Raw genomic sequence first — 18,966 nt, 5'->3', positions numbered from 1 at the left:
TGTTCTTAAACTGAAATCTAGTTATCCCGACAAGTTCTTACCGAGCAATTTTTCGTACACCCTCAACTTTTCATCCTTTTTTACTAACATTTTTCTTTAAAAATAATTTGAGTTCGAATTAATTTTCAGGCATTTTATATTTAACTAACCGTTCAATTAAAAATAACAGGGACGCAAAATGCCAAAGGTGGGGATGCCTGAAATCAGAAAACCGCAGCTTGTGAAAGCGACAATGTCAGTGATTGATAGAGTCGGTTTACACGCGGCGAGTATTTCGTTAATCAGCAAAGAAGCCGGTGTATCAACGGGGATTATCAACCACTATTTCGGTGGTAAGCACGGATTGCTGGAGGAAACGATGCGCGAAATCTTGCGTCAGCTTTCGTCCACTATCACACAGAAGTTACGTGAGCTGCCAAGTGATGCTCATCACCAAAGAATTAACGCCATCATTGATGGTAACTTTGTCGGCTATCAGGCAGAAAACCAAGTTGCTAAGACTTGGCTGGCGTTTTGGTCGTACTCAATGCATGACGAGCAGCTCAAGCGTTTGCAGCGTGTCAACGAACGACGTCTATTGTCCCATCTAAGAAAAGAACTCAAAGCATTATTAAATGCAGAGCAGGCTGAATTGGTTGCTCATGGTATTGCATCACTTATTGATGGAATTTGGCTGCGCGGAACGCTCAACCCGCACGGCATTGATGCAGAAAGAGCGAGAATCATCATCAACGATTATCTCGAAAAACAACTTACGTTTTATTCTGAAAAAATATAAAAGTTACAGGTCTTCAAAATGGAAATGAAAGCACACTATATCAATGGTGCGATGTACGACGGGTGTTCAGATGAACACTTCACCACTTACAATCCGGCGAATGGTGAGCCATTGGCCAATATTAAACAAGCGAACCAAGACGATCTTCAAGCAGCGATTGAATCGGCAAAAAAAGGTTTTGCTGCATGGTCGGCGATGACTGCGATTGAGCGCAGCCGTATTTTACACAAAGCCGTTGCCATTTTACGTGAGCGTAATGACGAGTTGGCTGCATTGGAAGTGGCAGATACTGGTAAGCCAATTCAAGAAGCTATCGCGGTTGATGTCACAACAGGTGCCGATGTTCTTGAGTACTATGCGGGACTTGCTCCAAGTCTACAAGGTGAACAGCAGCCACTCAGCGACGATCAGTTTTTCTATACACGTCGTGAGCCATTGGGCATTTGCGCCGGTATTGGTGCTTGGAATTATCCAATTCAAATTGCGATGTGGAAATCGGCGCCAGCACTGGCTGCGGGCAACGCAATGATCTTCAAGCCATCAGAAGAAACACCATTAACGGCGCTTAAGCTCGCCGAAATTTATTCAGAAGCGGGCATGCCAGATGGCGTATTTAATGTCGTGCAAGGGGATTACCGAGTAGGACAGATGCTAACGGCGCATCCTGATATCGCAAAAGTGTCATTCACGGGTGAGTCAGGCACCGGTAAAGTCGTCATGAGTGACAGCGCTAAGACACTAAAACAAGTAACGATGGAGCTTGGTGGTAAGTCTCCGCTGATTATTTTTGATGATGCGAAGTTAAACGATGCCGTTTCTGCGGCCATGGTGGCGAACTTCTACACCCAAGGTGAAGTTTGTACGCACGGTACACGCGTATTTGTCCATGAAGGTATTTATGATGACTTTATCGCACAACTTAAAGCCCGAACCGAGCTGTTAGTCGTCGGCGATCCGCTTGATGAGAACACGCAGATTGGCGCGCTAATCTCTAAAGATCATGAATCGAAAGTTTTAGGAGCGATTGAAGCCGCGAAAGCGAGTGGCGCGACGTTACTGACTGGCGGCTACAAAGTAACAGACAATGGTCTAGCTAATGGTAACTTTGTTGCTCCAACCGTATTTGTCGATTGCGATGATGACATGAGCCACGTTCAACAAGAAATCTTTGGCCCGGTAATGTCAGTCCTGAAATTCCGCGATGAGTCGGAAGTGATTGCGCGTGCAAATGGCACCGATTATGGCTTAGCGGCAGGTGTATTTACTCAAAACCTATCTCGTGCGCACCGTGTGATCCATCAAATTCAAGCGGGTATTTGTTGGGTGAACACATGGGGTGACTCACCTGCGGAAATGCCAGTTGGCGGCTACAAGCAATCAGGTGTTGGCCGTGAAAACGGAGTCGAAACCCTTAAGCACTACACACAAACGAAGAGTGTTCTTGTTCAGCTAAGCGACTTCGAAAGCCCTTACAAATGATACCAATCGTAGTAGATAACTGACCACTTTAGCTTGTTAAAATGCTCGATAACTACGTTGTCAATTTTGATTGTAGGTTAACTACTTATCAAAATTTCCGCCTTGTTCTCAAGCATTTTTCCTACGCTAATTTCGTTCACTTATCTACGGTGATTAGTATTAACTCCTAGGAGAATAAAAATGCAACAACACTACGATTACATCATCGTCGGTGCGGGTTCGGCCGGCTGTGTGTTAGCGGATCGCTTAAGTGAAAGTGGTCAAAATTCGGTCCTTTTACTCGAAGCGGGTGGGTCGGATAAAAGTATTTTTATCCAAATGCCAACAGCGCTTTCTTACCCGATGAACACTGAAAAATACGCGTGGCAGTTTGAGACGGTTGAAGAGCAAGGGTTGGATGGCCGTCAACTTCATTGCCCTCGCGGAAAAGTTCTGGGTGGTAGCTCATCCATCAACGGCATGGTTTACGTTCGCGGACACGCTTGTGACTTTGACCAGTGGGAAGAGGAAGGCGCGAAAGGCTGGAACTATCAGTCGTGTTTGCCTTATTTCCGTAAAGCAGAGTCTTGGATTGGTGGTGCTGATGAATATCGGGGCGATCACGGTCCAGTCGGCACATGTAACGGCAACGATATGAAGCTCAACCCGCTGTACCAAGCTTTTATTGATGCAGGCAAAGAAGCGGGCTACCCAGAAACAAAAGATTACAACGGCTATCAGCAAGAGGGCTTTGGCCCAATGCATATGACGGTCGACAAAGGCGTACGCGCTTCGACCTCTAATGCATACTTAAGCCGTGCTAAAAAACGCAAAAACTTCACCCTAATGAAGAGGGTGACGGTTCATCGAGTTTTATTAGAAGAAACTGGTTCAGAAGGAAAGAAAGCGGTAGGCGTTGAATTTGAAAAGTCAGGTTCAATTCAGCAATGTTTTGCGAATAATGAAGTGATTTCGAGTGCGGGTTCGGTTGGCTCCGTTCAGCTGTTGCAGCTTTCAGGCATTGGCCCTAAGGCAGTATTAGAAAAAGCGGGCATTGAGGTGAAACACTCGTTGGAGGGGGTAGGTAAAAACCTGCAAGATCACTTAGAAGTGTACTTCCAATATCACTGTAAACAACCTATCACGCTCAACAGCAAATTAGGTTTGGTGAGCAAGGGCTTGATTGGCACTGAGTGGATATTAACTCGCAAAGGCCTTGGTGCGACTAACCACTTTGAATCGTGTGCATTTATCCGCTCTCGAGAAGGGCTAAAGTGGCCAAATATTCAATATCACTTCTTGCCAGCGGCAATGCGTTATGACGGGCAAGCTGCTTTTGATGGTCATGGTTTCCAAGTGCACGTTGGACCTAACAAGCCAGAAAGTCGCGGGTCGGTCGAAGTTGTCTCTGCGAATCCGAATGATAAGCCGAAGATTGAGTTTAACTACATTTCCACTGAACAAGATAAGCAGGATTGGCGTGATTGTATTCGCCTTACTCGCGAGATCCTCAATCAGCCAGCCATGGATGAGTTTCGTGGGGATGAGATCCAACCCGGTCTGAACATCACAACGGATGAACAGATTGATGAATGGGTGAAGCAAAACGTCGAGAGTGCTTACCATCCATCTTGTACCTGCAAAATGGGCGCAGATAATGACCCATTAGCCGTCTTAAATGAGCGATGCCAAGTACGCGGTATTCAAGGCTTGCGTGTGGTGGACTCTTCTATTTTCCCAACCATTCCGAACGGTAATTTAAATGCGCCAACGATTATGGTGGCAGAACGCGCCGCGGATATGATTTTGGATAACGCCCTAGAAACGTCGAACAACGTACCAGTTTGGATTGCACCGGACTGGCAAGAGATGCAACGAATGCATCCGCCAAAAAGAGATCTCGATTCGATCTCATAAAATGAAAAAGTCAGTAATCATTACAAGGAATTCAACATGTCTAAGATGACAAAAATCTTCTCAACAATTGCACTAAGTACTTTAGCAACAGGCGCTTACGCCAACCAATGTGAAACGGTTCGTTTCGCAGATGTAGGTTGGACTGACATCACAGCGACCACTGCCGTTACATCAGAGTTACTTAAAGGGTTGGGGTACAAAACGAAGACTGATCTTCTGTCTGTGCCTGTAACTTACTCCTCTATGGCTAATGGCGATATCGACATTTTCTTAGGTAACTGGATGCCAACGATGGAAGGTGATATCGCGAAATACCGTGATGCAGGTACTGTTGAAACCGTACGCGCGAACCTCGTTGGCGCAAAGTACACGCTAGCGGTTCCAAAATACGTTTATGACGCAGGCGTAACCAACTTCGCTGACCTAGTAAAACATGCCGACAAATTTAAAGACCGCATTTACGGCATTGAACCTGGAAACGATGGCAACCGCTTAATTCAGTCAATGATTGATAGTAACGCATTCGGCCTAAAAGATTTCAGCCTAGTTGAGTCCAGTGAAGCTGGCATGGTGTCTCAAGTATCACGTGCCGCACGCCGCAATCAATGGATTGTGTACCTAGGTTGGGCGCCGCACCCAATGAATAGTAACGTTGAAATGGAATATCTAGCGGGTGGTGATGACTTCTTCGGTCCTAACTACGGCGGCGCGAACGTCTACACAAACGTACGTAAAAATTACCTCGCTGAGTGTCCAAATGTAGGTCAGCTAGTGAAAAATCTAGAGTTTAACCTAGAAATGGAAAATGAACTGATGGAAGCGATTCTTAACCAGAAACAGAAGCCATCAAAAGCAGCGCAAGCATGGTTGAATGCAAACCAAGAGCAAATTGAAGCGTGGCTAGAGGGCGTGAAAACGGTAGATGGCCAAGATGCGCTAACAGCTATTACAAACTACTTAAAAACAAACGCTTAATAAGCAGTATTTGAGCTCGTTTTTTTAAAAGAAAGTGGGCAGAGTTTTGCCCGCTTCATTAACACAAAGGTTTTATTTTGAATTTTATTACGGACAACAAACTACCGTTGGGCCAATGGATGGAAACTGGCGTCGATTGGTTAACCATCAATGCATCGGGTTTTTTCGATGCAATCTCTATTACACTTGAAACGATCATTCTTTTCGTGGTGGACATTTTTAAATGGATGCCACCTGCAGCGCCAATCATTATGACGGCGGCAATTGCTTGGTTCTTACATCGCAGCATTCCTCTTGTCGTATTTATCGTGTTGGCCTTACTCGCAATTCTCAACCTTGGTTACTGGCAAGAAATGCTGGAAACCTTTGTCCTTGTGTTTGCAGCGACAACGATTTCCGTATTAATTGGCGTGCCGTTGGGCATTATGGCGGCGCACCGTCCTTGGTTATACACCTTGTTGCGGCCAATACTCGATTTGATGCAGACCGTACCGACATTCGTTTACCTAATTCCAACCTTGGTTCTGTTTGGCTTAGGTATTGTCCCTGGTCTAATCTCGACCATCATTTTCGCTATCGCTGCGCCAATTCGATTGACGTACCTCGGCATTATTAAAGTTCCGGAGGAGCTACTTGAAGCGGGTAAAGCATTTGGTGCCAGCCGCATGAAGTTGCTGTTTAAGGTGGAGTTGCCTGCGGCATTACCAAGTATTATGGCCGGTGTTACGCAATGTATTATGTTGTCTTTGTCTATGGTTGTCATTGCGGCGCTTGTTGGTGCTGATGGGCTTGGTAAGCCAGTCGTACGTGCACTGAATACGGTAAACATTTCACAAGGTTTTGAAGCGGGTTTAGCGATTGTACTCGTTGCCATCATTCTTGATCGCTTGTGTAAAGCACCAAACCAGAAGGAGGCATAATCATGGACGCTATTACTATTAAAAATCTTGATGTCGTTTTTGGTCAGCAACAAGAACAGGCGCTAGCACTACTAGATCAAGGGAAGTCTCGACAAGAAATCATTGATGAAACTGGCCAAGTGGTTGGGGTTGATAATGTTTCGCTGAACGTGAAACAGGGTGAGATCTGTGTCTTGATGGGGCTTTCGGGCTCGGGTAAATCAAGTTTGCTGCGAACGGTTAACGGATTGAACGATATCTCTCGTGGCTCTCTGAAAATCAAAGATGGCGACGATATGGTTGAGCTCTCTAACTGTGACGAACAGAAGCTGCGCCACCTTCGTACGCACCGCGTGTCCATGGTGTTTCAGAAGTTTGCATTGATGCCATGGTTAACGGTGTTAGACAATGTAGCGTTTGGTCTAGAGATGCAAGGCATTGGTAAAGCTGAGCGCCGTAAAAAAGCGCGTGAACAGCTCGAAATGGTCGGTTTGTCTGAGTGGGAAACGAAATTCCCGCACGAGCTCTCTGGTGGTATGCAGCAGCGTGTTGGCCTAGCGCGAGCGTTCGCGATGGACACAGATATCTTGTTAATGGATGAGCCGTTTTCAGCGCTTGACCCATTGATTCGTGCTCAGCTTCAAGATGAATTGATTCTGCTGCAAGAAAAGCTAAACAAAACCATTCTTTTTGTGAGTCACGACTTGGATGAGGCGCTTAAAATCGGCAACAACATCGCCATTATGGAATCAGGAAAGCTGATTCAACATGGCAAGCCAGAACAGATCATTCTTGCTCCAGAAAACGATTATGTGGCGGACTTTGTTGCTCACACTAATCCATTAAATGTGCTGAAGGGACGTTCCTTAATGCGTGACGATTTGGTTCGCGAAGATACGCGTGTTCTGATTTGCCCTGATAAAGATATTTGGGTGATACAAGAGAGCAAGGGGTTAAGTTTAGCGGATAAAGGTAAATCGTTGATTCAATGGAAGAGCGATTCTTCGAACCTTGATGAAGTTAATGAAAACTCTCTGGTTCAGGTTAGCCCAGAAATCAGTATGCGAGAAGCGATTGAACTTAAACAGCGCAGCAATCAGCCTCTGCTTATGGTTGAAGATAATAAGCTGGTTGGTGTGTTAAGCGACAATGAGCTTTACGATGCATTGCTTGGTAATTTTAAGTCAGAGCAAGTTGCGTAACGTTGACGCAGAACCAAGTAAAAAAGAGCCGCACATTAATGCGGCTCTTTTTAGTTTAAACAATGAGTTAAGTCGCTAAGCTAAGACAATGGTCGACTATAGAGTCGTAATTACCTCATCCATTGCAAGGCGTGCTTTTGGAAGACCATGATTGTAATCTTCCCCATCTTTATGGTAGCCAATCGCCAGCGCAACTTCACAAATATGGCCCTCGAGCTCTTCTTTAAACTCTTCTCCAATCAGAGCCGGATCGACACCTTCCATCGGTGTTGAATCAATGCCTAGTCGTGCCAATGTGTGTAGTAGGTTGCCTAGTGCCAAATAGACTTGTGCTTTTGTCCAGTTTCCGTTGAAGCCATTTTCGTCCGTATTTGCATCGGCAAAAGCGTAAGCACCCATAAAGTTGTTGTACATCTCCGCTGGCAAGTGGCCAGATGTTACTTCTGCATCCACACGTTTCGCAAATTTCTCTTTAGTAAATTTAGGATCGTAAGCAAACAGAATCGTATGTGATGCGGCTTTCGCGTGTGGTTGGTTAAACTGGTGCATATTTGCAAACGTATTGTGGAAACGTTGCTTCGCTTCATCACTTTCAATAACGATGAATTTCCATGGTTGTGAGTTGATAGAAGACGCCGACAAACGCAGTGCTTCTTTGATTATCGCCATGTCTTCTTGAGAAACGCGCTTGGTTTCATCATATTTTTTTGCAGTGTAACGGTTATTTAGATCGGTAATGATTTGATGGGACACGTTTATATCCTCTTTATGTGATGACAGATGAGGATGCACTAGCATCGAAAACCATGCGTACCTCGAATATGGGTTCATGATAATGGATATTTTTTCATTGATAAGAGGGTGTTTATTTAAATCACTTTTTACTTTTTGTTGAAAATCGATGTGAGTTGATCGATTTGAAACTTAAAAGTCCTTATTTGGAAGCTTTTATTTGATATTAAATTAAACTCATATTGAGACGTAGGGGAAAGCAACATGAACGTGATTGAAGTTTTTAATGATAGCTATGAACGTTGTACTTCAGATCAGGAGTTTTTCGACTTGTTCTACAAAAATTTATGGTCGAAAAGCGCCAACTTTAGACAGAAGTTTGACGGTATAGACATGCACCAACAAGTGAGAATGCTTAGAGGGTCTATCGTGTTTTTTATGATGGCAGATACCTCGACCGAAGCGCACAAAATGGTGGAAAAGTATGGGAAAAAGCATGCAAGTGCAGATATTGGTATAGAGCCGCAGGATTTTGATGTTTGGCTTGAGAGTTTGTTAGAAACGGTTCGGCAGTGTGATTCTGGGTACGATGCCGATGTTGAAACCGCTTGGCGAACATGCTTTAAAACGGGCTTAGAAGTAATGAAACAAGAATGTGATAAAGAAGATGGGCACATCCTTAAAGCGAGTACCAAATAAGGAAGTAACGTGAGTGGTCGTTACTTCCTAGGGGCAGAATCTTACTTATCTTGTGTCTCTTTATTCTTTTTCACCGCTTCGGCGATATCACTGACAGCTTCGACAAGATTGATCGGCATTGGAAAAATAATAGTGGATGTTTTGTCTGTAGTGATTTCAGTGAGTGTCTGCATGTAACGTAATTGCAGTGCATTCGGTGCTTCGTTGAGCATTTGCGCTGCTTCTTTTAATTTATTTGAAGCCTCTAACTCACCAGTAGCGTGAATGATCTTCGCCCTACGGTTACGTTCTGCTTCTGCCTGACGGGCTAGGGCTCTGACCATGCTGTCATTTAAATCAACATGTTTGACTTCAACCGTAGCAATCTTGATTCCCCAGTCATCAGTCTGTTGATCGAGAATGGATTGTAAATCCTTATTGAGGCGTTCTCGCTCTGATAGCAATTCATCGAGTTCATGCTGACCCAATACCGAGCGCAGCGTGGTTTGTGCTAGCTGGCTGGTAGCATCGCTGTAGCTTTCAATATTGTTAATCGCCATTTGAGGATCGACTACGCGAAAATAAACGACCGCGTTGACGCGCACAGAAACGTTATCTTTGGTAATTAAATCTTGTGTCGGCACATCCAAAACGACAGTACGTAAATCAACCCTCACCATTTGCTGAATAAATGGGATAAGGATGATCAAACCAGGTCCTTTGACTTCTTGAAATCGACCAAGAAAGAACACAACCCCACGTTCGTATTCTCTCAAAACCTTGAACATTTGGGTCGCTAGTGCGAACAGCAGCACCACGATCACCGCAACGGTATAGAGCATCATAAAGCGCCTCCTATTTATTTTGGCGGTCATCAGGCATCACAGTTAAGGTCAGCCCTTTAACATTAACAATGGTGACGTGATCACCTTGTTTGAATTGTTGATGGTCTTTGGCTTTAGCTCGCCATAACGCACCGTTGAGTTGAACGCGTCCTTCGCCATCGATAAAGTCATCGCTTACCACAGCGACCTTCCCAGGGTAAGTCTCTAAACCCGTCGTTACACGCCGGCGGCGAATTTTGAGCAGCAGGCCGACGGTCAGCACGATTAGAGCTACGGAAAATATGGCAATACCAAAAATCAAAGGAAGGGCGATCTGGAACCCTGGTAACTCACTGTCCATGAGAAATATCGAACCGAGTACAAAGGCGACAACGCCGCCTAACCCCAAAATACCAAAGCTCGGACTGAATGCTTCCGCTATCATTAGTGCAATACCGAGTAACAGCAGACCAAGACCTGCGTAGTTGACAGGCATCATTTGTAGTGCGTACATGGCAAGAAGCAGACAAATCCCACCTAGCACACCGGGTAAGCCAATTCCTGGGTTGTAAAATTCAAGAAGTAAACCGTAGATGCCGATGAGCATTAGAATGTAGGCAACGTTTGGATTGGTGATAACGGCTAACATTTCTGCTCGCCAATCTGGCGTTCTTTCAACCCATGTTGGATTTTCAAGTGACAATGTCACAGTGCGATTGTTTACTTTAACAGTTTGCCCATCTATGGCTTTGACTAAGTCCTCTGGCGAATTGGCGATGTAATCGATCACGTTTAATTCTAATGCTTCTGTTGCATCCAAGCTCGCCGCCTCGCTTACTGCTTTCTCTGCCCATTCTGCATTTCGTCCATGAAGTTTTGCTAAGCCTTTAATGTAGGCTTTGGCGTCGTTAATTACCTTTTTCTCCATTGCGGTTTTAGCGGGAACTTTTTCTGAGCTTTCGTTGGTTCCTTCTGGCGTTTCTTCCGCGTTTTGATCTTTGCCATCATCCGATGAAGGAGGTTGAGGCGCACCACCTAACGCGACGGGCGTTGCAGCTCCGAGGTTTGTCGCTTCAGCCATGGCGGCTACGTGACTAGCGAGCAAGATGTATGTTCCGGCACTGGCGGCTCTAGAACCAGATGGGCCGACCCAAGTCGCAATGGGAGTCGAGGAGGTGGTAATCGCGTGAATAATATCTCGCATTGCGCTATCTAAGCCGCCTGGTGTGTCCATCTCTAAGATCACTAAACTGACACCGTTTAGTTGAGCTTCTTCTATTTCACGAGATAAATAGTCGCTAGTAGCAGGCCCTATAGCGCCTTTGACAGGAACAATCCAAACGGTATTCGCCAGTGCTTGACTGGCAATCAAGAGTAAAGGTAAGAACCATATCCATAGTCGTTTCATGCAGTCCTCCTTGTGTGGTCACAGGGACTTTTTGAAATCCTAATTCAAGTATATCCAAATAACTTAGAGATGCTTGAGTATAGGTTCTAATGAATAAGTTGCCGAGGCTAATTAGGAGACTACTTTTTTATATATAAACGCTGTGTGAGATAGTAAACTAAAGCAAATTATTGGTAATTGTGATGTTTATGTTTATTGTTCAGCGTTTGATTAACTTGGCCGTTATCTGTGCCGTTTTCTTTACTATTTTCGATCTGATCTCCTATGGAGAGGTGACTTGGTTTCAACGGTTTTTGGCTTTTCTACACTAAACTCAGATTTCAATACGTTAGCTACTCATAAGGCGATAGGTTTCTTCCTATTCGCCTTATTACTCCCTCTTCAACCAAAGCCTTAAACAAAGCAATACTTAACTCGTTTTTTCAACTTCCTGTCGGTGGAAAAAACGCCAAAATGCAACTAAATTCATATCAATGACAAGTTTAAGGTATGTAGTTGATGAGGCAATTCAGCGCAATCGCACTAGCTGTTGTAACACTCATTTTGAGCCAAACAACAACCGCAAGAAACGCGAAGATGTTAGGTGATATCTCCCTAGTTCAGCCCATACAGGGTGATCCTAATGTGGATATTAAGCTAGCGAGAATTGGCTGGCATCTCTTCCGCGATCCTCAATTATCGTCAAATGGTAATGTCAGCTGTGCGACATGCCACAATCTGCAAACCAATGGCGCTGAAAATACACCTGTCTCTACGGGGGTGAAAGGTGATGGAATTAGAAATTCTATAACAGTGTTTAATGCAGCGTTAAATTATCGTTTTTTATGGGATGGTACGGAAAACACCTTGATGGCTCAGATTGATGGTCCAATCCATAATCCAATGGAAATGGACTCAAACTGGCAAACAATAGAGCAATATGTAAAAGAGAGTGAACATTATCAAGCTCTATTTAATCGTGACGGTGAATTGCCGATTAACGTTCATAATATCAAGTCCGCTATTGTGGAGTTTGTTGAAGCGCTGCAGACGCCTGGCGCACCATTCGATGCTTACTTATTGGGTTACACGCATGTACTGAGTGAACAGCAAATCAGAGGTTGGAAAACATTTCAGACTTCAGGTTGTGTGCAGTGTCATCAGGGCAAAAATATCGGCGGAGCGATGATCCAAAGGTTCGCCTATTTCAAGGATAAGCCAGTAGTAGAGGACTCGGGCAGGCAACTCGTTACGATAGAAGATGAAGAGCGATTCTATTTTAGAGTAGCCAGTTTACGCAATGTCGCGCTAACGAGTCCTTATTTTCATAATGGGCAAGTCGATAAGTTATCCGACGCGATACAAATCATGGCTAAAACCCAGCTCGGTATAACGATGAACGATGAGAATGTCGCGGACATTGAAGCATTCTTGCAGTCGTTGACAGCACCTAGACCCATAATTTTAGAGGTGTTGGAAAATGAATAAATTCAAACTGATCAACTTTTGCTTTTTTATTGGGATACTGACGTGCTGCACACTGGCGTATATGTCGTATATGAATTCAAAAAACGCTCAAGAATTTCATGCAGGGCTAATGAATATCGGACATGAGTTGATTGAAGAGCGTGATGTTATCGTGAACCGATATGCCGTTGAAGATAGGAAAAACTATGAGTTAACAACATCTTTAGTAGAGATAGAAATCGCAGCACAGGCACTGTTGGAATCATCAAAGGCATCAGTTTGGTTTCCCGTGACACCCAATCGTATAAAAGTTAGGGATACGCTTGAACAGTTTAAGGAGCGAGTGCTTCAAACAACGTTGAAGCTTGATATGTTAATTGGTGTTCAGGTAGAAAATCGGTATGCATTACTCATGTTGTTCAATTTATATCAGCAAGAGGTTTCTACCGAGAGCGGTCAATCATTGGGTGGCAGTCGTTATTTTGAATTTCTCAACCAGTTGCTTCTAACACAAACTGAAGTTGAGAGTGAAAAAGAAGCGAGCTTCCTTAAACGGCTTCAAACGAGTGATAAAAGAATTGAATTGCTGACGAATGAACTGCTTGATCACACTTATATTGAGTTTGTCGAAAGCTCAGAGCATCGGTTACTCAATATTGCTCAAAGTGAGGCGCGTTTTACGTGGTTGTTTGTATTTATCGCGGTGATGTTTCTAGTTAGCGCGTTTGTTTATCAGTCACATCACCGAATGCATAACTTAAAACAGTTGAATCTTGAAATTGAAGAGGCGAGAAACAAAGCCGAGCGAGCGGCAAAAGCGAAATCAAATTTTCTTGCTGCAATGAGTCACGAACTAAGAACGCCGATGAATGGCGTACTAGGGCTTTCTCAAATGATTGCAGAAGAGACCAAAGAGCCGACGACGAAAGAGCACATTAGGGTTATTCTTGACTCTGGCCAGCATCTGATGACTATCCTCAACGATATTTTGGATTTTTCTAAAGTTGAAGAAAACAAACTGGAATTTGAGCAAGCTAAGTTTAAGCTCGATCAAGTGCTTTCTCCGGTGTGTAGCGCAATAAAACCACTTGTTGATGAAAAAAATATCGAGTTAATCTTGGAAAACGAGGTTTCTGAATATACTGAATTTACTGGGGATTGTGCGCGTTTACGACAGATCTTGTTTAATCTCGCCGGTAACGCGGTGAAGTTTACCAACGAAGGGCATGTGCTGGTTAGAACCGAGTTAGATGAATCGAATCAGTTGTTGGTCATGCGCGTGAGCGACACCGGTATTGGTATTGCGCCAGACAAGCACGAGCATATTTTTAACTCGTTTGAGCAAGCAGACTCATCAACGACTCGAAGATTCGGCGGAACAGGGCTTGGGTTAGCCATCGTCAAAAAACTAACCGATTTGATGGGGGGCCATATTACTCTCAAGAGTATAGAAGGCGTTGGAAGTCAATTTATCGTTGAGTTGCCGATTCCTTGGGTAGAATCTGCTCCGAAAAAGCAGCAAGAAGCACCGAAACCTCGCGCAAAATCACACCATTTAAAGATACTACTTGCTGATGATAACCGTGTGAATGCCATTGTGGCAAAAGGGTTTTGCGAAAAGCTTGGGCATGAAGTGGATGTTGCAGAAAATGGATTAATCGCGGTTAAAAAGGCGAAAGAGAAGGAGTACGACCTGATCTTGATGGACAACCATATGCCCGAGATGAATGGCGTTGAGGCGACACGCGTTATCCGACAAGAGTTAGGTATCAAGACATTACTCTTTGCGTACACGGCAGACGTATTTCGTGAAGCTCACGATAGCTTTATTGAAGCAGGAGCAGACCATGTGCTTACAAAACCGCTACAGCATGAGAGCTTTTCAGACGCTCTCAAACAGTTTGCAGCCAGACTCGAACCGAAACGGAATCCGCCACTAACGAATGACAGCAATGTGCTTCAGTTGCAACGTAAGCCAATCGAGAACTTAAGGTTAACAGAGGAAGAACTCTCCCGTTCAGGCATGTTTACTTCTTTACGAGATGAGCCAGAAGCGCTTGACGAGCTGCTAAAAAGCATTATTGTCGATTTTGAGACATCTGTTGATGAGCTTATTGAATACTTTATGGCTGAAGACTTTGCTTCATTAGCGCTGACGTTGCACAAAACGAAAGGGATGGCACTGAACCTAAGTTTACCTATTTTGGCGAGCCAAACGGAGGCCCTGGAAACTCAACTTAAAGCCAACCAAAGTCCCGAGATTGAGCAGTTGCAGATGCTGATCAATCGGTTACAGGTCAACATCCATCAGTCTCATAGACTTTTGGATGATATCCAGAAGAACAATGCCGATCCTCAACAGATTTTATAGTCCCTGTGAGTGCGATGCTTTCCTTAACTCATTTTGTTGTGGTTTACTGTGGCAAGGACGGATAGTGTTGATTCGTCGTCGGAAAATCAGGGAGTTAGAATGAGTAAGCATTCCGCTTTAATCAAATGGCATCGTAAAGCTGGGGAAGAGTTTAGTGATAATAAGTATAGTAGGGCACACATTTGGCAATTTGATGGAGGGTTGCAAGTCCCAGCATCTCCATCTCCCCGCGTAGTACCATTACCACTATCCGTAGAAGAAAACGTTGATCCAGAAGAAGCGTTTGTCGCGGCACTTTCTAGTTGTCATATGCTCGTTTTCCTGTCTATTGCAGCAAAGCGGCGTTACGTTGTGGACAGTTACTTCGATGAAGCGGTAGGGGAGCTTGAAAAAGGCGAAAACGGAAAAGAGTGGGTATCAAAGGTAACGTTAAACCCTAAGATAACATTTTCAGGTGAAAAACAACCGACACCATCTCAATTAGAAAAACTGCACCACATGGCCCATGAGAATTGCTTTATCGCCAACTCCGTTAAAACAGAAGTGACAACGCTTATTGCGAATTAAGTGGAGCTCTTTATCAAAAAGCGCGGCCTATTGCGGAGTTATATTAAGCCAGCAGTCATCCTGCTGGCTCGTTCATCTAGACGACACCTTGCTCAATCATTGCATCAGCGACTTTTCTAAAGCCTGCAATGTTGGCGCCTAAAACTAAATTTCCAGGTTGGCCAAACTCTTTACTGGTTTCGTTTGCATTGATGAAAATATTTTTCATGATGGTTTGCAACTGACTATCCACTTGTTCAAACGTCCAGTTTTGCATGCTGGCGTTTTGCGCCATTTCAAGTTGACTGGTTGCAACGCCGCCTGCATTGGCTGCTTTGGCAGGCCCATAAGCTATGTCTGAGTCCACGATAATATTGGCAGCATCACGGGTGGTTGGCATGTTCGCCCCTTCACTAATCAAAATACATCCGTTTTCGATAAGAGCCAGTGCGTCGTCTGACGTTAGTTCATTTTGAGTCGCACAAGGGAAGGCAGCATCAGCCTGATATCGCCAAACAGCATGTCCTTCATTAGGATAGTCGCCCTCTGGTGTGTATTCTGCTTCAGGGTAAGTTTCTAAATATTCTTCTAAGCTTGCTCTTTTCACTTCTTTCAGTTGTTTTAGGAGCTTAAGATCAATACCGTGCTCATGATAGATCATACCTCGAGAGTCGCTGCATGTAACTGGCGTTGCTCCCATATGGTACAGTTTTTCAATGGCGTAGATAGCCACGTTGCCAGCACCAGAAACGAGACAAGTTTTCCCTTTCAATGAATCGTTGCGGTCGTTGAGCATGCATTCTGCAAAATAGACGGCGCCATATCCTGTCGCTTCTTTTCTGGCGAGTGAGCCACCCCAAAGAAGACTCTTGCCTGTAAGCACACCTTCGTAGCGGCCCGTCAATCGTTTGTATTGACCAAACATATAGCCAATTTCGCGCGCCCCGACACCGATATCGCCTGCGGGCACATCGGTGGTAGGACCGATGTGACGGTACAACTCGTTCATAAATGATTGGCAAAATCGCATGATCTCGCCGTCGGATTTTCCTTTAGGATCGAAGTTTGAACCGCCTTTGCCGCCACCGATAGGAAGGCCAGTCAGTGCGTTTTTAAAGATTTGCTCAAAGCCGAGAAATTTTATGATGCTCGCATTGACTGAGTGATGGAATCTCAATCCTCCTTTGTACGGCCCCAAAGCAGAGTTGAATTCAACTCGATAACCTTTGTTTACTTGTACATTTCCAGCATCATCAACCCAAGGAACTCGAAACATGATTTGACGTTCTGGCTCGACGATCCTCTGGATAATCGCTTGTTCCTTATATTTATTATTGCCTTCTATTACCGGCGCGAGAGAAGTTAATACTTCTTCTACCGCTTGGTAAAATTCTTTTTGCGCAGGGCTACTGTGTTGCAACGCAACAATAGTATCGTGTATGTATGACATAGATTTCTTCCTTGATGTGAATAAGCAATCAGTTTATATGAATGCATTTCCATTAAATAGTGATTTTGACCAAGATTCAATGGTTGTAGTGGTCTTTCCTGCGGATGAGAATGTGCAGCTTCTAACCCAGGCAGTGTTGGTTGAGATAGGTAGGGCGAGCTAAGTAAGCGGGTGGTTGAGTGATCAGTTTCACATATAACAAGCAGAAATCACTTTAGTCGATGTTGTTGTGCAGTTACGCAAATTGTTTATGTTAACGTCATGTTAAAGTTTGTGTGTGTGATAACTTGTGAAAAGACAACTATATGGATGAGCTTAAGGTTCTGAACTCGTTTATTCAGCAGAATGGTCTACCAGCGTTTGGCCACCTTGATGGAATTCCAACATCGTTACAGCTAGATAAATTTACTTACCTCGATGAGATGGATAAGCCAGTGTCTAAGTGGCGCCGTTACCGCGATTATAAGCAGTTTCAGTTCGTCAATTTGGTCACACCTGATTACGTCATTGGAGTAGCGATTGCTGATATACGGTATTTAGCATCCGGCTTTTGCTACCTATTTGATATTAAAAAGAATAAGTTGATTGAGCAACAATGGTTGAAACCTTTTAATATAGGTTATCAAACTCAGCCTTCCAGTTGGTGCAGTCTTGCCCATCTTGCTAACAAAAGAGTTCAGTTTTCTATTAAGGATGGTATTTGGCACGTCCACTTTGTGACAGAGTCAGTCAATGCGGATCTCTATTTACGTCCAGAAAACATGAGTTTGCCATTAATGTTGTGTACGCCAACAGGTTATGCGGGTTGGACATATACTCAGAAGCACAATGCGTTAGCAGTAGACGGTAACTTGTTCATATTAGGAAAAGAGCAAGATCTTTCAGAGGTGGCTGCTGGTTACGATTTTTCCGCTGGGTACATGCGGCGAGAAACAAGTTGGCGCTGGGCGAGTATCAATTGCTTTGAGGATGACAGGCGTCTGGGGTTGAACTTGGCAGCTGGCGTTAATGAAACTGGCTATTGCGAAAATGTATTGTGGATTAATGGTCAGCGTCACTTTTTGCAACCTGTGCAGTTTCAGTTTTCACGAAGTGATGAAGGACAAAAGTGGCATATTACGTCGGAAGATAAACGAGTTAACTTACAGTTCACGCCTTTGAATCGACGCTCAGAGAAGAAAAATTTTTGGCTTCTCAAAAGTAACTTTCGTCAGTACATCGGTTATTTCTCTGGCTATATTATCGATGGAAATGGCATCAAACATCAGTTAGAAGAAGTTATGGGTCTTACTGAAGATCACTATGCAAAATGGTAGAAACACAATGGATTGGACGCAGTTGATGGACCGCCCAGAATTACTTCTGATGATTCTGGCTCCAGTTTTCTTTTTCTGCATGCTTGCCGAATATTGCTTCGGACAAAGAAGGGGACGCTTGCCTGAAAGCGCGACGTATTACTTCCCTGAAGTAGCGTGTAATTTTGTTCTTGCGGGCTTACACCAAGCGACAGACATACTCACGGGTTTACTGATTGCTCAGTTGTATTTGTGGTGGCTCGATTGGCGTTTGTTTGATATCGAAATGAGCGTCTCAGCTTTTCTTTTACTTGTTGTCCTGCAAGATTTTTTCTATTACTGGTTTCATCGGGCTAGCCATCGTATTCGTTGGATGTGGGCCGCGCACGTTGTTCATCACAGTTCGGAAAGAATGAACTTCAGTACCGCCTTTCGTCAAAGTTTAATGTATCCGCTAGCGGGGATGTGGATTTTTTGGTTGCCCTTGGTGATTATTGGTTTTGAGCCAAAATGGGTTGTCTTCGTTGTGTTGTTTAATCTGGGCTTACAGTTTTTTGTTCACACCCAATCAATTCGTTCGCTCGGGCCACTAGAGTGGGTATTTAACACGCCGTCTCACCATCGCGTTCATCATGGTGTGAACCGTCAGTACATCGACAAAAATTATGCGGGTGTATTAATTATTTGGGATCGAATGTTCGGAACGTTTGAACCAGAGGTGGAAACGGTTCGGTATGGGGTTTCTAAACCTGTAAACAGCTTTAATCCCATCCGCGTGACGTTTGCAGAATGGAAAGACATGTTTTATGACGTAACTCGACCAAACTTATCATGGAAACAACGCTGCCGCCGTTTGTTCGCTCCGCCATCGGATTTTTATGAGTAAATTGAGATAAAGAGATTGGAGCGGGCAGCGGGAATCGAACCCGCATCATCAGCTTGGAAGGCTGAGGTAATAGCCATTATACGATGCCCGCGCATCGATAG

The 18,966-nt window shown here is 44.3% G+C and carries 16 protein-coding genes and 1 tRNA gene; 12 read left to right on the top strand and 5 right to left on the bottom strand.

Annotated elements, in window-relative coordinates; translation table 11 throughout:
• The first annotated feature begins 178 nt into the window (after positions 1-178).
• The 6 genes from betI (at position 179) to choV (ending at position 7,229) form a co-directional block, all read left to right on the top strand.
• Positions 179-778 carry a transcriptional regulator BetI gene (betI, locus tag R7P35_RS05230; RefSeq protein WP_031778820.1) on the top strand — a complete coding sequence of 200 codons (600 nt, stop codon included), beginning with the start codon at positions 179-181 and terminating at the stop codon, positions 776-778.
• 18 nt (positions 779-796) lie between these two features.
• Positions 797-2,257 carry a betaine-aldehyde dehydrogenase gene (gene betB / locus R7P35_RS05225; protein ID WP_025767886.1) on the top strand — a complete coding sequence of 487 codons (1,461 nt, stop codon included), beginning with the start codon at positions 797-799 and terminating at the stop codon, positions 2,255-2,257.
• Between the two features lie 180 nt (positions 2,258-2,437).
• Positions 2,438-4,153 (top strand): choline dehydrogenase, encoded by a 1,716-nt coding sequence (gene betA / locus R7P35_RS05220; protein ID WP_005382647.1) that lies wholly within the window; start codon positions 2,438-2,440, stop codon positions 4,151-4,153.
• Positions 4,154-4,189: 36 nt separating this feature from the next.
• On the top strand, positions 4,190-5,128 hold the full coding sequence (locus tag R7P35_RS05215) for a choline ABC transporter substrate-binding protein (protein WP_005382646.1): 939 nt from the start codon (positions 4,190-4,192) through the stop codon (positions 5,126-5,128).
• Between the two features lie 77 nt (positions 5,129-5,205).
• Complete coding sequence (gene choW, locus R7P35_RS05210) at positions 5,206-6,048, top strand: choline ABC transporter permease subunit (protein WP_005392552.1); 843 nt, start codon at positions 5,206-5,208, stop codon at positions 6,046-6,048.
• Between the two features lie 2 nt (positions 6,049-6,050).
• On the top strand, positions 6,051-7,229 hold the full coding sequence (gene choV, locus R7P35_RS05205) for a choline ABC transporter ATP-binding protein (RefSeq protein ID WP_258458581.1): 1,179 nt from the start codon (positions 6,051-6,053) through the stop codon (positions 7,227-7,229).
• 96 nt (positions 7,230-7,325) lie between these two features.
• Here choV and R7P35_RS05200 read toward each other — a convergent pair whose 3' ends face one another.
• Complete coding sequence (locus tag R7P35_RS05200) at positions 7,326-7,982, bottom strand: NAD(P)H-dependent oxidoreductase (RefSeq protein ID WP_017633663.1); 657 nt, start codon at positions 7,980-7,982, stop codon at positions 7,326-7,328.
• 243 nt (positions 7,983-8,225) lie between these two features.
• On the opposite strand from R7P35_RS05200, the gene R7P35_RS05195 reads away from it, so the two are divergent.
• The gene (locus R7P35_RS05195) at positions 8,226-8,660 is read left to right on the top strand and encodes a globin (protein ID WP_017633662.1); all 435 of its coding nucleotides are present in this window, start codon (positions 8,226-8,228) and stop codon (positions 8,658-8,660) included.
• A 41-nt stretch (positions 8,661-8,701) separates the two neighbouring features.
• On the opposite strand, the gene R7P35_RS05190 is transcribed toward R7P35_RS05195, so the two are convergent.
• On the bottom strand, positions 8,702-9,484 hold the full coding sequence (locus R7P35_RS05190; protein WP_005373196.1) for a slipin family protein: 783 nt from the start codon (positions 9,482-9,484) through the stop codon (positions 8,702-8,704).
• Positions 9,485-9,494: 10 nt separating this feature from the next.
• The gene (locus tag R7P35_RS05185) at positions 9,495-10,871 is read right to left on the bottom strand and encodes an NfeD family protein (protein ID WP_042523608.1); all 1,377 of its coding nucleotides are present in this window, start codon (positions 10,869-10,871) and stop codon (positions 9,495-9,497) included.
• Positions 10,872-11,369: 498 nt separating this feature from the next.
• Between R7P35_RS05185 and R7P35_RS05180 the strand changes: the two genes are divergently transcribed.
• The 3 genes from R7P35_RS05180 (at position 11,370) to R7P35_RS05170 (ending at position 15,255) form a co-directional block, all read left to right on the top strand.
• The gene (locus R7P35_RS05180) at positions 11,370-12,338 is read left to right on the top strand and encodes a cytochrome-c peroxidase (RefSeq protein WP_042523609.1); all 969 of its coding nucleotides are present in this window, start codon (positions 11,370-11,372) and stop codon (positions 12,336-12,338) included.
• On the top strand, positions 12,331-14,688 hold the full coding sequence (locus tag R7P35_RS05175) for an ATP-binding protein (protein WP_318091809.1): 2,358 nt from the start codon (positions 12,331-12,333) through the stop codon (positions 14,686-14,688). The genes R7P35_RS05180 and R7P35_RS05175 overlap by 8 nt, the downstream gene beginning before the upstream one ends.
• Positions 14,689-14,787: 99 nt before the next feature.
• Entirely contained in the window at positions 14,788-15,255 is a 468-nt protein-coding gene (locus R7P35_RS05170) for an OsmC family protein (RefSeq protein WP_054574650.1), read from the top strand.
• A gap of 76 nt (positions 15,256-15,331) precedes the next feature.
• Here the strand turns inward: R7P35_RS05170 and gdhA are convergent, their stop codons facing one another.
• Positions 15,332-16,684, bottom strand: a complete 1,353-nt coding sequence (gene gdhA / locus R7P35_RS05165) for an NADP-specific glutamate dehydrogenase (RefSeq protein ID WP_115386589.1) — start codon at positions 16,682-16,684, stop codon at positions 15,332-15,334.
• Between the two features lie 305 nt (positions 16,685-16,989).
• On the opposite strand from gdhA, the gene R7P35_RS05160 reads away from it, so the two are divergent.
• Together R7P35_RS05160 and R7P35_RS05155 are read left to right on the top strand one after the other, a co-directional pair.
• Positions 16,990-18,000: a DUF2804 domain-containing protein gene (locus R7P35_RS05160; protein ID WP_017633657.1), complete on the top strand. Its 1,011-nt coding sequence runs from the start codon at positions 16,990-16,992 to the stop codon at positions 17,998-18,000.
• A 7-nt stretch (positions 18,001-18,007) separates the two neighbouring features.
• A complete protein-coding gene (locus tag R7P35_RS05155; protein WP_258458582.1) occupies positions 18,008-18,865 on the top strand; it encodes a sterol desaturase family protein in 858 nt (285 codons plus the stop codon).
• 16 nt (positions 18,866-18,881) lie between these two features.
• On the opposite strand, the gene R7P35_RS05150 is transcribed toward R7P35_RS05155, so the two are convergent.
• Positions 18,882-18,956, bottom strand: a tRNA-Gly gene (locus R7P35_RS05150).
• Positions 18,957-18,966: the final 10 nt, after the last annotated feature.

It is taken from the genome of Vibrio sp. Vb0304, assembly GCF_033338995.1.
GTDB lineage: Bacteria > Pseudomonadota > Gammaproteobacteria > Enterobacterales > Vibrionaceae > Vibrio > Vibrio alginolyticus.
This window is presented reverse-complemented; position numbering and strand designations above follow the sequence as displayed.

Excerpts from the sequence above, each read along its gene's own strand:
- betI (WP_031778820.1), top strand. The coding sequence starts at position 179 with ATGCCAAAGGTGGGGATGCCTGAAATCAGAAAACCGCAGCTTGTGAAA.
- R7P35_RS05160 (WP_017633657.1), top strand. The coding sequence starts at position 16,990 with ATGGATGAGCTTAAGGTTCTGAACTCGTTTATTCAGCAGAATGGTCTA.
- R7P35_RS05180 (WP_042523609.1), top strand. The coding sequence starts at position 11,370 with ATGAGGCAATTCAGCGCAATCGCACTAGCTGTTGTAACACTCATTTTG.
- choV (WP_258458581.1), top strand. The coding sequence starts at position 6,051 with ATGGACGCTATTACTATTAAAAATCTTGATGTCGTTTTTGGTCAGCAA.
- R7P35_RS05215 (WP_005382646.1), top strand. The coding sequence starts at position 4,190 with ATGTCTAAGATGACAAAAATCTTCTCAACAATTGCACTAAGTACTTTA.
- betB (WP_025767886.1), top strand. The coding sequence starts at position 797 with ATGGAAATGAAAGCACACTATATCAATGGTGCGATGTACGACGGGTGT.
- R7P35_RS05170 (WP_054574650.1), top strand. The coding sequence starts at position 14,788 with ATGAGTAAGCATTCCGCTTTAATCAAATGGCATCGTAAAGCTGGGGAA.
- gdhA (WP_115386589.1), bottom strand. The coding sequence starts at position 16,684 with ATGTCATACATACACGATACTATTGTTGCGTTGCAACACAGTAGCCCT.
- R7P35_RS05190 (WP_005373196.1), bottom strand. The coding sequence starts at position 9,484 with ATGATGCTCTATACCGTTGCGGTGATCGTGGTGCTGCTGTTCGCACTA.
- R7P35_RS05175 (WP_318091809.1), top strand. The coding sequence starts at position 12,331 with ATGAATAAATTCAAACTGATCAACTTTTGCTTTTTTATTGGGATACTG.
- betA (WP_005382647.1), top strand. The coding sequence starts at position 2,438 with ATGCAACAACACTACGATTACATCATCGTCGGTGCGGGTTCGGCCGGC.
- R7P35_RS05185 (WP_042523608.1), bottom strand. The coding sequence starts at position 10,871 with ATGAAACGACTATGGATATGGTTCTTACCTTTACTCTTGATTGCCAGT.
- R7P35_RS05195 (WP_017633662.1), top strand. The coding sequence starts at position 8,226 with ATGAACGTGATTGAAGTTTTTAATGATAGCTATGAACGTTGTACTTCA.
- R7P35_RS05155 (WP_258458582.1), top strand. The coding sequence starts at position 18,008 with ATGGATTGGACGCAGTTGATGGACCGCCCAGAATTACTTCTGATGATT.